At 38.3% G+C, this 15,647-nt stretch carries 15 protein-coding genes; 4 read left to right on the top strand and 11 right to left on the bottom strand.

Going from position 1 to position 15,647, the window contains the following annotated elements:
- Positions 1–6 precede the first annotated feature (6 nt).
- The 4 genes from pdhA (at position 7) to FCN14_RS06215 (ending at position 4,054) form a co-directional block, all read left to right on the top strand.
- Positions 7–1,113 (top strand): pyruvate dehydrogenase (acetyl-transferring) E1 component subunit alpha, encoded by a 1,107-nt coding sequence (gene pdhA / locus FCN14_RS06230; protein ID WP_138430350.1) that lies wholly within the window; start codon positions 7–9, stop codon positions 1,111–1,113.
- Between the two features lie 53 nt (positions 1,114–1,166).
- Positions 1,167–2,153, top strand: coding sequence for a pyruvate dehydrogenase complex E1 component subunit beta (locus FCN14_RS06225; protein ID WP_138430349.1), 987 nt, complete (start codon positions 1,167–1,169; stop codon positions 2,151–2,153).
- Positions 2,154–2,182: 29 nt separating this feature from the next.
- Positions 2,183–3,421: a pyruvate dehydrogenase complex dihydrolipoamide acetyltransferase gene (locus tag FCN14_RS06220; protein ID WP_138430348.1), complete on the top strand. Its 1,239-nt coding sequence runs from the start codon at positions 2,183–2,185 to the stop codon at positions 3,419–3,421.
- 231 nt (positions 3,422–3,652) lie between these two features.
- On the top strand, positions 3,653–4,054 hold the full coding sequence (locus tag FCN14_RS06215) for a hypothetical protein (protein WP_138430347.1): 402 nt from the start codon (positions 3,653–3,655) through the stop codon (positions 4,052–4,054).
- 42 nt (positions 4,055–4,096) lie between these two features.
- Here FCN14_RS06215 and FCN14_RS06210 read toward each other — a convergent pair whose 3' ends face one another.
- The 11 genes from FCN14_RS06210 to FCN14_RS06160 all read right to left on the bottom strand — a co-directional run bounded on the left by FCN14_RS06210 (position 4,097) and on the right by FCN14_RS06160 (position 15,639).
- Positions 4,097–7,813 carry a hypothetical protein gene (locus tag FCN14_RS06210; protein WP_138430346.1) on the bottom strand — a complete coding sequence of 1,239 codons (3,717 nt, stop codon included), beginning with the start codon at positions 7,811–7,813 and terminating at the stop codon, positions 4,097–4,099.
- Positions 7,810–8,664, bottom strand: a complete 855-nt coding sequence (locus FCN14_RS06205) for a fimbrial biogenesis chaperone (protein WP_138430345.1) — start codon at positions 8,662–8,664, stop codon at positions 7,810–7,812. Before FCN14_RS06205 ends, FCN14_RS06210 begins: the two co-directional genes overlap by 4 nt.
- Before the next feature lie 113 nt (positions 8,665–8,777).
- Positions 8,778–9,302, bottom strand: a complete 525-nt coding sequence (locus FCN14_RS06200) for a hypothetical protein (RefSeq protein WP_138430344.1) — start codon at positions 9,300–9,302, stop codon at positions 8,778–8,780.
- 306 nt (positions 9,303–9,608) lie between these two features.
- The gene (locus FCN14_RS06195; protein ID WP_138430343.1) at positions 9,609–10,142 is read right to left on the bottom strand and encodes a hypothetical protein; all 534 of its coding nucleotides are present in this window, start codon (positions 10,140–10,142) and stop codon (positions 9,609–9,611) included.
- Complete coding sequence (locus tag FCN14_RS06190; protein ID WP_138430342.1) at positions 10,135–10,728, bottom strand: hypothetical protein; 594 nt, start codon at positions 10,726–10,728, stop codon at positions 10,135–10,137. Before FCN14_RS06190 ends, FCN14_RS06195 begins: the two co-directional genes overlap by 8 nt.
- A complete protein-coding gene (locus tag FCN14_RS06185) occupies positions 10,725–11,234 on the bottom strand; it encodes a hypothetical protein (RefSeq protein ID WP_138430341.1) in 510 nt (169 codons plus the stop codon). Before FCN14_RS06185 ends, FCN14_RS06190 begins: the two co-directional genes overlap by 4 nt.
- Positions 11,235–11,418: 184 nt before the next feature.
- Positions 11,419–12,558 (bottom strand): hypothetical protein, encoded by a 1,140-nt coding sequence (locus FCN14_RS06180; protein WP_138430339.1) that lies wholly within the window; start codon positions 12,556–12,558, stop codon positions 11,419–11,421.
- A 16-nt stretch (positions 12,559–12,574) separates the two neighbouring features.
- Complete coding sequence (locus FCN14_RS06175; RefSeq protein ID WP_138430337.1) at positions 12,575–13,201, bottom strand: hypothetical protein; 627 nt, start codon at positions 13,199–13,201, stop codon at positions 12,575–12,577.
- Between the two features lie 14 nt (positions 13,202–13,215).
- A complete protein-coding gene (locus FCN14_RS06170) occupies positions 13,216–13,779 on the bottom strand; it encodes a type IV pilus modification PilV family protein (protein WP_138430335.1) in 564 nt (187 codons plus the stop codon).
- 130 nt (positions 13,780–13,909) lie between these two features.
- Positions 13,910–14,275: a hypothetical protein gene (locus FCN14_RS06165; protein WP_138430332.1), complete on the bottom strand. Its 366-nt coding sequence runs from the start codon at positions 14,273–14,275 to the stop codon at positions 13,910–13,912.
- Between the two features lie 74 nt (positions 14,276–14,349).
- Positions 14,350–15,639, bottom strand: a complete 1,290-nt coding sequence (locus tag FCN14_RS06160) for a DUF4900 domain-containing protein (protein WP_138430330.1) — start codon at positions 15,637–15,639, stop codon at positions 14,350–14,352.
- Between the last annotated feature and the right edge of the window lie 8 nt (positions 15,640–15,647).

Genomic DNA, 15,647 nt, shown 5'->3' with positions numbered 1-15,647 from the left:
GATATTATGGCTGATAAAAAGAAAGAAACAGAAGAAGTTACTTTTACCCCAACGGGAACAGGTATCCGTACGAACGGAGAAATTATACGCAGTACCGAACTACCTGAACCCACTGATAAAAAGCATGATGAGCTTGGGCTTTCCGATGATGATGTGATAGATATGTATGATCAGATGTATTTGCAGCGTCGATTTGAAGAGCGAGCGATGCAGATGTATCAAAAAGGAAAGTTCGGAGGATTCCTTCACCTTTATATGGGGCAAGAAGCTATCTCAACCGGAACGGCATATGCGCTGAATGATGACGATGATATTATAACAGCCTATCGTGACCACGGCTGGGGCTTGGTACGCGGCGTATCGCCTAAAGAGGGTATGGCAGAGCTTTATGGAAAAGAAACAGGCTGTTCCAATGGTAAAGGCGGGTCTATGCACTTTGCTAATATCGAAGAGCATTTTTGGGGCGGTTATGGTATTGTAGGTGGACATATTCCTCTTGGTGGGGGAATTGCTTTTGCTAATAAGTATAAGCAAAATGGTCGGGTAACAGCATGTTTTCTTGGGGATGGTGCAGTTCCTCAGGGCGCATTACACGAGACTATGAATATGAGCCAAAACTGGGGGCTGCCTTGTATCTACGCGGTAGAAAACAACGGCTATGCCATGGGAACAGCTGTACATCGACATTCAACCGGCGAAATTGTTGATCGGGCTGATGGCTTCGATATGAAGAAGATGGTAATGAATGGTATGGACGTGTTTACCGTCTACGAAAAAATGAAAGAGATTGCCACTGATATCCGTGAAAACTCTCAGCCTTGGTTTGTTGAGATTCGAACATATCGCTATCGTGGTCACTCCATGTCTGATCCTATGAAATATAGGACTAAGGAAGAGCTTGAAGAGTATGAGAAGCTTGATCCGGTTGAACGTATGAAGAACTACTTGTTGGATGAGGATATTATCGACGAAGATAAGGTGGAAGAGATTAAAAGTTCTGTCGAAGACACGGTAATGGAAGCAATTGAATTTGCTGAAGAAAGTGACTATCCCGAAAAAGAAGCGTTATATGATCATATGTTTGCGGAAGATGATTATCCTTTCCATACCTAAGACTGAATGTGGATTAATTACGAATCAACAATTTTTGAAATAATTACATAGAAATGGCTGAGTTACAATTCAGAGAAGCAATACGGGCTGCAATCGATGAAGAGATGGCCCAGGATGAAGATATTTTTGTAATGGGTGAAGAAGTCGCCGAGTATGACGGAGCCTATAAAGTAACCGAAGGTCTGCTTGATAAATATGGATCGAAGCGGATGATTGATACCCCCATTTCGGAGCTTGGCTTTGCCGGTATTGGGGTAGGAGCTGCAATGAATGGGCTGCGACCTATCGTGGAATTTATGACCTTTAACTTTGCAGTGCTAGCAGCTGATCAGATTATCAACCATGCTTCAAAAGTAAAATATATGACGGGCGGGCAAGTTAATGTCCCGATCGTCTTTCGTGGTCCCAATGCTTCTGCGGGGCAGTTAAGTGCTACACACTCTGTTTCCTATGATGCAATGTATGCACATTTTCCTGGGCTCAAAGTAATTTATACTTCCGAGCCGGCTGATGCCAAAGGATTACTAAAATCTGCAATACGAGATGATAATCCTGTGTTATTTATGGAGTCGGAACAGATGTATGGGCTAAAAGGGGAAGTACCTGAAGAAGACGATTTTACGATTCCTATCGGAAAAGCAAAGGTGAAGCGTGAAGGTGGCGACGTTACGGTGGTTGCTCATGGTAAAATGTATCATGTTGCCACACAAGCAGCCCAGAAATTAGCTAAGGATGGGGGGGTGGAAGTCGAAATTATTGATCCCCGTACGGTGAAGCCGCTGGACATAGAAACGATTGTTAAGTCGATTAAAAAGACCAACCGCTGTGTAATTGTTGATGAAGCACATCCATTTGGTGGATTGGCTGCCGAGGTCGGGTATTTAATACAGCGCGAAGCTTTTGACTATCTGGATGCCCCTGTACAGCGGGTTACCCTTCCGGACACAAATGCCCCTTTTGCTAAGAATCTATTTGATGAGTGGTTACCCAGTCCGGATCAGGTTATCGATGCAATTAATACTGTTACTTATCGCAAGTAATTTAAATATTAAAATTAAGAACTGTTACTATGGCAATTAAGGTTGAAATGCCCAAACTTAGCGATACAATGGAAGAAGGCGTTATTGCTAAGTGGAATGTAGAAGAAGGAGATGAAGTTAAATCCGGTGATATTATTGCTGAAGTGGAAACTGATAAGGCAACAATGGAAGTAGAAGTCTTTGATGCTGGTACAATTCTTAAAGTACTCGCTGAAGAAGGGGATGCTGTTCCGTTGGGTGGTCTTATGGCAGTTATCGGAGAGGAAGGCGAGGATATCAGTGATATTCTAAAAGAAACAGAGTCTGGGCAATCAGCTGAGGATAGTAGTACGGCAGAAAATGCTGATACAGCTGCTGAAGAACAGGATGATGAAGCTTATGATCCTGTATTTAATGAGTTGGATAGAAATGAAAACGGACAGACTGGTGATGGTCGTATCAAGGCGTCACCATTGGCTCGAAAGATGGCCGAAGAGCAAGGTATAAGTCTTGCAAAGGTGAAAGGCTCTGGCCCCCATGGGCGTATTATAAAACGAGATATTGAATCGTATGAGCCTTCCCAAACTGCACCTGTTGTTACTGCTTCAAGGGAAGATAAGGAACATCGTGTTAGTCAAATGCGTAAAACAATTGCACGACGTCTTTCTGAGAGCAAATTCAGCAGCCCGCATTTTTACGAAACTATTGATATCGATATGCAGCCGGTTTGGGATGCGCGGAAGCAGATTAATGAGATTAGTGATACTAAGATCAGTTTCAACGATATTGTTGTGAAAGCATCTGCTACGGCTCTGCGGCAACATCCGGATATTAATAGTTCTTGGCAGGGAGATAAAATCATTGAACATGGTGACGTAAATATTGCGGTTGCTGTAGGTATCGATGAAGGATTGGTAACCCCGGTAATTGATAATACAGACCAGAAAGGGTTACAACAGATCGCTGCCGAAGGACGAGAGCTTATTGATAAAGCCAAAGACCGCAGTTTACAGCCCGAAGAGATGGAAGGCAGTACCTTTACTGTCAGTAACCTTGGTATGTTCGGAATTGAAGAATTTACTGCAATCATCAATCCTCCCAATGCCTGTATTTTAGCGGTTGGAGCTATTCGTGAAGTCCCTGTGGTTGAAGACGGAGAAGTAGTTCCCGGAAAACGTATGAAAGTTACGCTTTCCAGTGATCACCGTATTGTTGACGGTGTTAGTGCTGCTAAATTTTTAAACACATTAAAAGGTATGTTAGAGAATCCGTTAGGTATGGTTCTTTAAAATCTTTTGCTAGTAATCCATTTTAAGGGTCTCAAATCTACTGGTTTGAGACCTTTTTTATTAATTCAACTCTCGTTTAATTCTAACTTTTGTAAAAGTACTCCTTGTCGGTTTTCCTGTGGTATATAATGTGTTAGAAATAATTAATCAATATTAGAATTTATTAATCTTATAAATTTTTAATATATTGGGAGCAGAGTTAGATAACAGAAAAGAAAATGGACTCCCACCATGTATAAGCGTCTATTCATATTGTTTATATTTGTAGCAGCAACTGCTGGCATTTCTTATGGACAAGCAGCAAAAGCTACAATGAGAGTAAGTGTTAATGTAGTAAAAGGTAACAGCATCGAGACAGTTAGTAAGAATAAAATAACTTTGTCGGAAAAGTATGGCTCAGAAATTGGTTCGTTAAAACTGACTGGTATCCAAAAAGATAATGCTCTTATTAATACACCTGAGGTTATTACTTTAACGAATTCGGAAGGAAATGAAATTTCATTGGAAGTTATTCAAGAGGTGCAACAATCAGGTAGAAATACTTCTCTTTTATCCTTGTTGGGGTTTTCCCGAGGTGAACTAAAGGCTGGAACGTATAAAGGTAAAGTTAGTACAACAATTCAGTACCATTAGAAGAAAAGTTGGTAAATGAGAGAGCTGAAGAAGATGCCGTTCTTATTTCTCAATGAAAATGACAATGGGATGTCCAATCACTGAGTCTTTTAGGAGTTTTTGTTGAATTTTTTGGGTTTGTTGCCATGAAGAAACATGGTCGAAAACTACAAACTTTTCCTTATAGGTTTGTATATTTGTTTTAGTATTTGAAGAATTTAAAAGCGATGCCAGATATGATTTATCCGATTCCGTAATTGAGTCTTTTATATATATTTGATAGGAAAAATTCATTTTCTCCTGAGTGCTTATATTTACTACAGGTTCATTATCAAAAGAAGTAATAAACGCATCTCTATATATATCTGCTTTATCCGTTATTTTTTTTAGATAGGCTTTTTGTTCATCTTTATTTTTAAAATCCTTAGCTATAGTAATATTAAAATGCTTATTGGGTTTATCATGATAAATAGAAAGCTTTTCTTGCAAGATTTGTGATGCTGCAGTATTGAAAGCTTTTGCTTTTGAATGTTTATTAAAGGCAGCAATCTGAATATTATTCCTTTCATTGATATATGCATTTTGAAAAGATTTTTCATTTTTAACAATAGTGAATTGTCTCTCTAAGTTATTGTCTTTTTGATCTATCTCATTAACGTAAACCTTATAAAGGTCACTTTTGGGGTGATAAGTAAGGGCTGTTTCTTTATCTAATTTAAGCGATGATTTTTTCGCAAATACTTCTGCCTTTTGATGTGATTGGAAGGCTCCAATCTGCATAAATTCTTTTTGCTCGGTATTGGGATTATTGTCTTTATGTTTAATGACAACGATAGCGGCACTTTTGTAATTATTTTCATGGTAAGAAAGAATGGTTTCGATGGCTTGATCTTCTTTCAATAAAGAAGTGTTACGAATAGCAAATAGGTTTGTAGCAGCGTTTTGTATAACACAAAAGGCTCCCCCCAGTTTTTGACTTGCTTCAAGTGCAACTTTTTTTGCTTTCTTTAGAGTTGTAAAGCTGGCTAACTGTATTTGATACTCCGATTTCGGGATACGGTTTGACCGTGTTTCATCACTTTGAGGTAAATTATTAGTTTTTTTACCTATTAACGTATCTTTTTTTATTTTTTCAGAGTTTCGTCTTTTAGTAACAATGAAGTTCAAATTTTCTTTAAAGTCACCTTCTGCCAGTGCCTTAATCGTGACATCCAATGTATCCGGTTTTGATACCGAGTTTAAAAAATCAAGCTGATTCGGATCTATATAGAGGTCATATTTACCTGGTGGAATTTCATAAGCATAAAATGATCCATCAGAAAAAGTACGTACCTCTTTGTTAAATGAATTATCATTATTCTTGTCATCTTTTGATTCAAGGTAGATTCTAACTCCACTCAATGCGACTGTCGTACTATCCTTTTTTTGTTGAACCTTTCCGGAAATAACCCCCGACTGATAAAATGGTATTTCAATTGTTTTATATTGATTGGGATCAGTGACAATAGAGAAATTTTCAACTTCAGGAACCAATAATGGATTACTAATAGCTCCTTTGTTTATTTCTAAATTGTACTGATAATAGGGAAGGAGCTGAGTAATATAGTTAACCCCTTTTTTAACAAAATTTCGTCCACCTGATCGGTTAAGTCGAACTGCGGGTTCATCAATTACCCGGTCGGTTTTTTGTTGGTAGCTGCCATCGTTATTGTTATCAACAAAGAGTCGTACAGCTGCTGAAGATTGCCCGACTTGTTGACGATTGTTTAGCAGCAATTGATTGGCGCTGGGATCATAGCCAATGGATCCACGCAGGTTTTGAGTAAATGAATAGTTTGAATTTGTAAGCCGTGCCGTAGAATTACTGCGAACATTATTGAAATCAATAGTGATATTTAAACTTAGTGAATTGAAGCCTCCTAAGAAGTTGTGTCCATAGTTAAATTGAATACGGCCTTGTTGAAAAAGTTCTCGAGATAGTTGAAATTCAACTTCTTCAAACTCCTCAATTCCCGGCAGATAGGTAAGTTGACCCCGTATAAACATCCCGCGTAGCAGGCGAGGAGTATCTTGATTTCTACCAATGGAATAGGTGTATGAGTTGGTAAGTTGAGAAGAAAAAGTCGGATAAAAAGAAAGTGATCCCGTTTGCTGATCTCGATAGCCTACACGTATATTGAGACGACCAATACGGGAACTTAAATCAGCGCGATACTGATAGATAGTATTGAATCTATTTTCTCTATAGGTAGTGCTCCATCGTATATTTAAAGGAATAATTCCAATTTGAAAAGGGGTGAAAAGACTTGCTCGAAGTTGTTGTTTGCCTCCACCGATATTATAAAGTTGACTGTCTCCAGGATTATAATTGTAAGAAAGGTTCCAGCTAGCACCGCTACTATATACTACACTTGAAGTAAGGCGATAAAAGTTTTCGGAATTAACGCTTGCACTTACTAAGTAATTAGAAAATAACCGCGCATTTAAGGTACCCGTGAAGGCAGGAATACCGGTGTGGTAAGCAGTGAGATATTCTGAAGATAGATTAGCAGTTAGCCAGTTTGAAACACCAGCAGAGATTGACGCTGCTCCTGTATAACCACGTGAATTAGTCCCGATAAGGGGATTCTGCAACCGACCACCACTAAGAGTGTAGTCAACCTCTCCCTTGGGAACAAAATCAAATGGAATTTGAATACGGCTCGATTGTTCAACTGTTTGTCCGGAAGGTTTATAAATCTGAATAGAATAATTTGTACTCCCATACGTCAGGGGAACCATAAATCGGTAGTTACCGGCTTGATCGGCCTCTTGATAATCTACCAGCCTGTTGTTAAGATATAATTCTACTTCTGATTGGGGCACTACATTACCATCAATTACGTATCGATCGAACAACAGGCGAGGTTCAACCGGTTTGTTGGATATTTTAAAGCCGGTAATGGATCTGTTTGTAATACCTTCAGTATTTGTTTGGCCAAGGATTCCACTGCTGAAAAAGTTGTTATTCCGTTGAACATAGCGCCAGCGGAGATTGGTTGTCGTAAATGAGGTTTGTTGTTGAGATAGTGAACCAAATAAGCTTCCTTGAATATCTCCTCCGGCAAGTTCAGCCCCAATAGCATTACTAAAGGTGAATAAGCGTGAGCTGTTGGTGTATACTCCTGAAAAGTTATAATCGACAAAGGTACCGTCAAGGGTTGCATAATTCCGATCATAAAGAAGAGGATAATAGTCGGAGTCATAGAGGGATTCTTGACGACTTAGTCGTTGACGTTGCTGTTGTCGTTCGTACTGAGCAACAACAGGCATTTTATCTTCTGTATTTAGATCCAGAGTGAGGTTATTGAAATTTGACTCAAATGACAGCCCAAATAATTTTTTAAAGAATACCGGCCGCACGAAATAGTCGATCTGTTTTATGAGAAAATTTTCCTGCTGAAGCTTTACTTCAGTATCACCTGCCTTGGCAATTAAATTCTTAAAATCAAAAAGATATGGTCTTTGTCCCAAATAATTACCGGATATGGTAAGGTTCCCTTGATTAACCTCGTGTTGAACCTGTAACTGGTCAAAGAGTTCATTGACGGGTAAAAAGAATTCCCCATCTTTATAATAGCTTGTAATATAAACACTGACTACTCCCTCATATTGAAAAGAAAGAAAAACTTCTGTGGCCTCTGACGAACGATCTTGAGCTTGAGCCAAGTGAGATGTGGTAAACAGCAGCATTATGGCTGCTCCACCAAGAAAAAATTTTGTCTTGCGCCAGAGGTTCACTCAATCAGTACCTTTTTTTCAAAATTGACTGGTTCTATTTGTAACAAGTTTTCCTGACTAATATCACGTCTTTCAGAAATAATACGACCTGAAATCTGATATTGCCCAGGTTTAACATCAGTAAGATCAATAGTGAAATTTCTTGTAAGGGAGGTAAAAACAGAAGTTGTAGCTCGTGTTTGATAAACAGTATTCCCTTCTTGATCTACTAATGAAAAGCTGATAGAACCGACAAAAGGTGCGTCCCCGGTTTGTTCCATACTTAAGCTAACAGTCCCAGTGTCTGTACTGTCAACTTGAGTGAAACTGACTGAAGGAGCACTGATAATGGTTTGCGCATTGGGGGTATGATAAAATGCGTTAATGATTTGATTGACGACCAAATTGATTTGGGCTCCTACTTGATCTTCGGCAACTGATTCAATAGGTGGGGAGACCGGATTAGACTGAATTTGAACCCGTGCCCAATATCCACCTGTTTCTAAATTGTTTGGCGGGCGGACTACAAAACGTACAATTTGTCTTTCTTGAGCTTGTAACGTAAAGTTTTTTGGAAATACTTTGATCCAATTCGATATTGATTTCTTTTTAGCTAAAGTTGAATCTTTAACAAAGACTAAATTGCCATTTCGACTCGCCGCATAGGCAAATTTACTAGTGATTGAAATCTCCTGTGCTTGTTGTCCACCATTACTTATGGTGAGAGATTGGAATCGATTTTGATTGTCAAAAAATAAAGCAGTAGGTGCAATACTTACCTGTGCAGAGGCAAGGGATGACAAACAAGTAATGTAAGCAATAACAAATAATAGGGCAGCCTTAGTCGTAATTTTTCGTCCAAATATGTTCATAAAGATATACTTTGATCACAAAAAATAAGGCTATAATATATGTAATGTTCTTAGGTATAAAAAAAGCTCCAAGTTAATTCTTGGAGCTTTTGAAATGGTCTTTTTTGAAGAGCTTAATTGGTAGCAATGGTCAATGTTACATTACCATCATAACTACCACCAGTTGCTCCATTAATACTATTTCCTGGGATAGTACCCCCAACATATATATAGTAATTTCCATTACTTGTAGCAGTAGCCGTATCACCAGAACTTAATTCACTGGCACTTGAAGCGTCGTCTGTATCTGATGAATTACCATAAACAGTTTCGTTATATGTAAGAGTATTACCACTGCCGTCGGTGAGGTCTGTAGCCGACCAACTGATACTAAGGCCTTGCCCACCAGAAGTTTGTACATGCACATTACCATTACTAACAGTTCCGGTACCTACATTTGAATTAGAGCCTGTAGGGTCGATTGTAGCGTCAACGTTTTGAGAACTAGAAAAAGAACCAAACTGCACATTACTGTTGACGGTTGCATTAATCGTTGCGTCAATGGTTGCTGAAGCCGTAACTTCTGTTTGTGCAATAGCATTACTACTAAATGCAAGTAGGAACGCTATAACCGAGAGTAGAGATAATGACCGTTTCATATGTATGAATGATATTTAGGTTTTAGAAATAAGTTCTTTCTTATTCTTAACTGAAACTAAATAACTTGAAAGTTATTTAAAATTAAGTTCTGTTAATTAAGAAGCTTCTAATTTGGGTTAATAGCTTATAATATTTCAGATACTCCATTTTGAAGTACAGAAAAAATGAAAATGGATTGTATTTTAGCCGTCGATGATTTTAATAAACCCGATATTTCTTATTAATAATAAAATAGGAATAAAAATGTGATACCTTTAATTAAGAAATTCTAAGAAATAGATTATTAAAATGTTTATGTCTAATCCTTAGATATATTCGACGTTTAGGCTAATGTTATTTGAATACATACCATCAACAATATCGCCTATGTTAACTGACCCATAAATGAAAAGATAAAGGGTATTCCAAGGAGAAGGATCAGCATTAGCTTCTACTTTTATACTTACCACTTCATTTTGCAGAGGAAAAGATTCCTGAAAGTTTTGTTTCGAATATCCATAACGGCTAAATAAACTTATAGGGACCAGATCTGTAACAGAAGGATCATTGTGTCGAAGCTGGTTAGGCGTATTAATCTGTAATAACAGGGTTTGATTTTCCAGCGCTGTAATACTGAAAATACCCATATCGGGACTGCCAAAATCTATTGTTTGTTGCCCGCTATTGGTAGTAATGGTTCCGAAATTTAAAAACTGCTCTGTTTGAGCTGAGATCTTGGTATCAATGTTAAGGGTAAGGTCGACAAATTGCCCATTACTGTAGCAGGGAAACAGTAGAATTAACAATAGAGAAAAGAAAGGCAATATGCCTGTATTTATGGTATTATAAGTGCTAGTCATAATTCACGGTGACATCAATAGTGCTTGAGTAATTACCAGCATCAACGTTGCCTACATTAATATCTCCATATAAATATAAATAAGCTGTTTCTTCGACTTGGGACTGGTCAAAAGCATTGGTTGGGGGAGTTGGGGGTGGCCCCGGCGGTTGATGTTGTCTTTCCAATATGGGAAACTGTTTGATAAAAGAATTATTAGTAATACTGGTGATGAATTTCGCCTGCCCAATGGTAGGTGTGCCTTTGCTGTTAGCATAGGCAGCTTTAAGTGTAAAAGGTATCGATTTTTGAGAATCTCCGGTATGCCCAGGGTTACCATTCAGGTAGAGACTGTTTGCCCCGGTTACCTCTACAATAACATCAAGGTATTGTACGCCTGAAATGGTTAGTACTTTGGCATTATTAATATCAATAGAATGCAAGCCGGATCCACTTATGATTTGCCCATATTCAAGATCATTATTATTCAACTCTCCAACAGTGAGAGTATAATTACCATAGTCACCAAAATTGATTTCCTGTGCATTGCTATCAACATGAATAGCAAAGGCAAGGAAAAGAAATAAGGCTATTTTGCTGACTTTCATATATATTCAATTTCTAAGGTGAATTCTCCTTGGTAACTTCCCGGTGTGGCAGCCGAAATATCAACATTCCCGCCTATCCAAAGGTACAGTTTCCCCTCGTCATTAAACCTAAAATCCCGATTTTCATTACCAAGTATTTCAGCTGTAGCTTGGTCGTTTTGTTGGTTAGCAGCTACTTCATAGTTAAACAATAAGTTCTCGTTACCACTAGCTTGTGTTATTGCACGCTGTTCCAGAAAGCTTATCCGGATATCAGAATTTGGAGTACCCATAGCCATCATTTTGCCGGCATCATTGCTGGTCAGTGGATCGATGACAATGCGTTGATTTTCTTCCTGAGCTTGATTGAGAGTCATCGATTGTAAGGTGACCATCTCAATAGAACTTATAATGCTAGTAGAAACAGAGACCGATACATTAGAATTATTGTTCTGTGCAATCATAGAAAAGACAAGGAAAAAAGAGAATAAAAGTAAGAACCCTAAAGCGCGTATTAATTGTTTCATTAACCTTATTGATCGACTGAAAATTGGGGTTTGGTTTCTCTTATTTATACGAATGAAACCCTGTATTAGATTTATAGCCGCTTTTCTGTATTTACATATAAAAATAAAAAAAGCAGAGGAGAGGTTCCTCTGCATTAGTAAATTTTAAGATTAATAAGTGTGCTTTATAAATACAACGTGAGAGTCAGTTTTTAATAGATTGGGTCTGTTGTAGTGTAACCACACGGGTATACTTATATTGATCTACTGCATCGGAAGCAGCCATCTTTGCATATTCTTCTGCCTGACAGTCGTATTGCAAGTGAATATTACCACTAATATCAACATTAATATCATCTGTGTAGTCCTCTGTATTTCCGATAAGTACAGACCCATTAACGGTGGGAGTACCTTTCCCCTGGAAATCGTATGCATTTTCAAAAATGATGAGGCCGTTAAATTCGAAGTTACCCGCTACTTTTAGCTCACCGTCATATTGCATCTGTGCACCCGATTTTACAACAATAATGCCATACCCTGAACTCTGTTTACCGGTAAGGTTTGTTCCTTCTTCAATAAAGAATACACCGGGATCACTTGCGGTGCCTAATGAGTCTTTATAGTCTGTTCCGACATTTACTCTATCGGGCGAATCTTCGAGGCGTGCAATAAGTTCATCAGTGGGTTGATAGTTTAAATCTTTATCAACTTTTACTTTGGGGCTTCCACTTGTTTCAATGTCATTCATTTCACTGGCATAACTGGTACTATCCATACTCCCACCTGCCTGCTCAGCAATAGTCATTACAGGCTTGTCTTCACAACCGCTTCCAGAGGGAGCATTTCCTGAGATTGAAGCACTACCTCCCGCATTAAAGGGAGCCACTTGGTTTGTTGCAATAGTGAGGGCAGATTTAAACTCCGGAACAAGATTGCTAAAGGGGGCTTTAAGATAGACACTGGTTACCTGACCTTCATATGTTGTGGTAGTTGCGCTGTCTTCAAAAATGGTTTCAGCTTTAGATACTAATCGAATTGAATCGGGGTCCCAGTAGTTAGCCGATTCATGCATATAATCGATGTAGAGTGTGGTTTCTGCTCCGTCTATAGTTGTTTCCCAAGGGTTAGACGAATCATGAGACTTCGCCCAAGTTTTGCCATTATTTTCATTTAGCTTTTGCATGGCAATTTGAATAGCGGTGTGGGCTGCATTTAAAGCTTTGGTTTCGTTGGCATATACAGCTGCGTTCTCAGTCATTGTTTTACCCTGCTCCGAGGTGCTCACCGAAACTATTCCCAGTGCTATAAATAAACCTGCACAAATAATTAACATTGCTCGTCCCATAACAGATCCTCTTTATTTAATTAGATTCCAAATTTCCGGGAGAAAATCGTTTTTCCCAGATACTGGCCACGTATCTGCCATCATCTTTATTAAACTTATAAACCTTTGCATTACTTTCGACAATTAGTTGAATATATAATTGGCGAATATTCTCAAGGTCGTTTGTTGCTACCGGTGTAGACATGTGATTGCTGACAGGTTCGCCGTACTCATCCAGATATTTAATATTGAAATTGGTTACTCCCAGTTTAATGGGCGTTTTTTCAATAGAGCCGGTACTCAGGTTTTCTACTGAACGCAATAAAATATAATCATTGGGGTTTTTAGTGTTTGTCACTGCGGTAGTTGTAAAGTGCCACGTTATCAGTTCAACAGAGCCATCAGTACTATTATCTATGTTGCTGCGAAACTGAATAAAATTACTGTCAGCAGTGACAATAATTGGGTCGGTTTTGTTTGTTCTGTTGTACCCCATTTTTTGGATATCATGTTCTAACACTTCTACAATACCCGAAGCTTTTTCACGAGTGACAGAGGTAAGTGTTATTTCGGTAGAACTATTTGAAACCGACAGGGTCATAGAAAGAATACCTATCAAAATAATACCCCCTACAACATAACTTGTGATCAGACCAAAATTCATAAATACCCCTTCAGTTAATCGGCATAATAGTTTCTTATATATTCCAACTGATATACCGTCTTGTTGCCAGAATTATTTTTTAAAAATTCAGAGGTAATTTCAACCTGCATCTTTTTGAAAGTAGTACGAGAACCGGATTTGTCATAGGTTGAAGGGTCGGCGTAGAAGACCTCAGCACTGATATTAAATACTCCGTGTTCTGTTTCAATTTGGTCTTTCCAGCCATCGTAGTCATCAAAATCGTCAAATTCTGAACGTTCAATTGTACCGTTGCCATTAGCATCATCATTTTCTACATCGGCAGAAGTTATTGTAGTTGCTTCGGGACCTAATGATGATGGGGCGGTAAAGTCGTCGGGAATTTTTGCGGGTGGAGCTGATCCCTGGCTTCGTTCATCAAATTCTTTTGTTCTTCCTTCTTCGATAATATCTTGAGCCAAAGCAATTACTTCTTGTTCCAATTCTCCCTCTATCTGCATGAGAGTGTTTCGTTGGATCATGCTATTGGCACTAAGCAAAATCATTGAAAAAATGATCATTGCTCCTATCGTCTGTAAGAGTTCACCGTAACCTACCATAGTTATTGATGTTTAGTGAAAGACAGTATGCAAAGTATTAAAAATTTTTAATATTCCAATATTAATTTTTTTGCGCTTCATGGGAGACCGAGGAAGTGCAAGAGCCTATAAATAATAGTTTTGGGGTAAATTACCATGCAAATGCATTAAAGTAAATGGCATCTAACTCTATCTCTTTGCCCCGCAACCGTATGCTTCGGGGCCTCTGTTCTTGCATAAGATTGTCTGGGGTATATATATAGTAATTGTATTTTACTACTTCGCCATTAGATCTTGAGGGGAAATCAACTGTTGCCTCATAAATACTGTCAATTGGTGCAACATCTTTCAGATAAACATTCTTTGTTTTTGAGAGGGGAAAGGTATTTCCCTTCAAATAAACCCGATCCCTGCCAGGTATATATATGCTATCTTCTAGCTGAGGTTTCAGATTAACCTTAAAAGTAACTTCTGTTTGGGCATGCCCGTTAGTATTCATTGCCAGAAGAAATACCACAGTTGGTATTATTATCTTGCCAGAAAATCTATTTATAAACGAGAAAAATGCATTTAAACTAAGCACGTAAGAATTCATTGTAAGTATTCAATTGGTTTTTCTTTCCAGTATTGTTTTGAATAGAAACTTTCCCTGGGGTAAAATGGTGGAAACTGAGTGGCAAGACGTTTATCGTAGGTATAATCTTTATTATAACCTGATGCAACTGAACCACCACTAAAAGTACCAACTGCTCCACGTTCTTTTTGTTGAAGCCCTCCATGTACCTTCAATGTCCCCCGAGGGTTACCGCTGTTATAGTCTTCAACTTTAAAAGATTTATTAAGTGCCATTATTGAGGCGTGGATATTGAGGTCATAATCATCTGAAGGGCCTCCTGATTTATGAGCATCATCATCGACTACTACATTATTTTCACTAACAATTCCTAACATATCTTTTGAAGTTGAATCACTGTTGAAATAGGTTAGGTCCCCCATAATTTCAATGTCATTTTCGGAATGAAGGGTGACTTGACCCTTAAGTGTTCCTTCAGTATATACCTTTTTAGAAGAGGATATTACTCCGTTAATTTTATCCAGGTCATAATTTTGAGCTTTACTCCAGTTGGAATAATAGTTGGCACGTGTAAAAATATCTACGGTTCCATTTTTTTTAAATTCGACCCTAAGTTGGTCATTGAACCGTAACCCACCATTAGTACTTTTATTTTTTAAAAGGTTTAGCTTGCTGGCATCAGGCATTTCATTTTCTTTTGACTGAAAGTCTTTTCCGCCATTAAAATGTGGGTTATTATTGTATGATGGATGTCCTTCCCATTTATTGGGACTGGTTACTTTACCATTGAAAATGGGTTCTCCCGCTACATGCATTGTCCCATTTGTATGAACAGGGCCGTTTAGTTCATCCCCATCATAAAAGTAAATATAATTAGGTTCATAGTCCGTAAAATAAGTGTATTTAGAAAAGGCGTCTTTGGTGACTCCTACTTCTGTGACAGCTTTAGCATTATTAGTTTTTGCTTCACTTACCAGAAGTAGGGTATACTTATCCCAGTTTTGGATGTTATGATCGCTTGGAATATCAGGGTTATTATTTTGGAAGTCAGTGAAGGTAAAGACTTGAAGCGAGACCTCGGCCCCCATAAAGTCGTTATCTGTGTAGCCGGCTTCCCAGTTTTGGTTATTCGTAATTTCACTGATCCCATATTCCATAAGACTGGTAGAAATATTCTTTGCCGTCATTTCCTGGTGGTATTCTGTAGTTCGCTCGGGAAAGTATTTCAGGCTATCTAATATAGATTTTTGAACAAGTCCAACGATAAGTACAAATCCGGATACTAATATTAAAAGGCCACGTCCCATAACAGTAA

The sequence above is a fragment of the Fodinibius saliphilus genome (assembly GCF_005869845.1).
Taxonomy (GTDB): domain Bacteria; phylum Bacteroidota; class Rhodothermia; order Balneolales; family Balneolaceae; genus Fodinibius; species Fodinibius saliphilus.
Note: the sequence above shows the minus strand (reverse complement) of the source record. Positions and strands in the feature narration are given on the sequence as shown.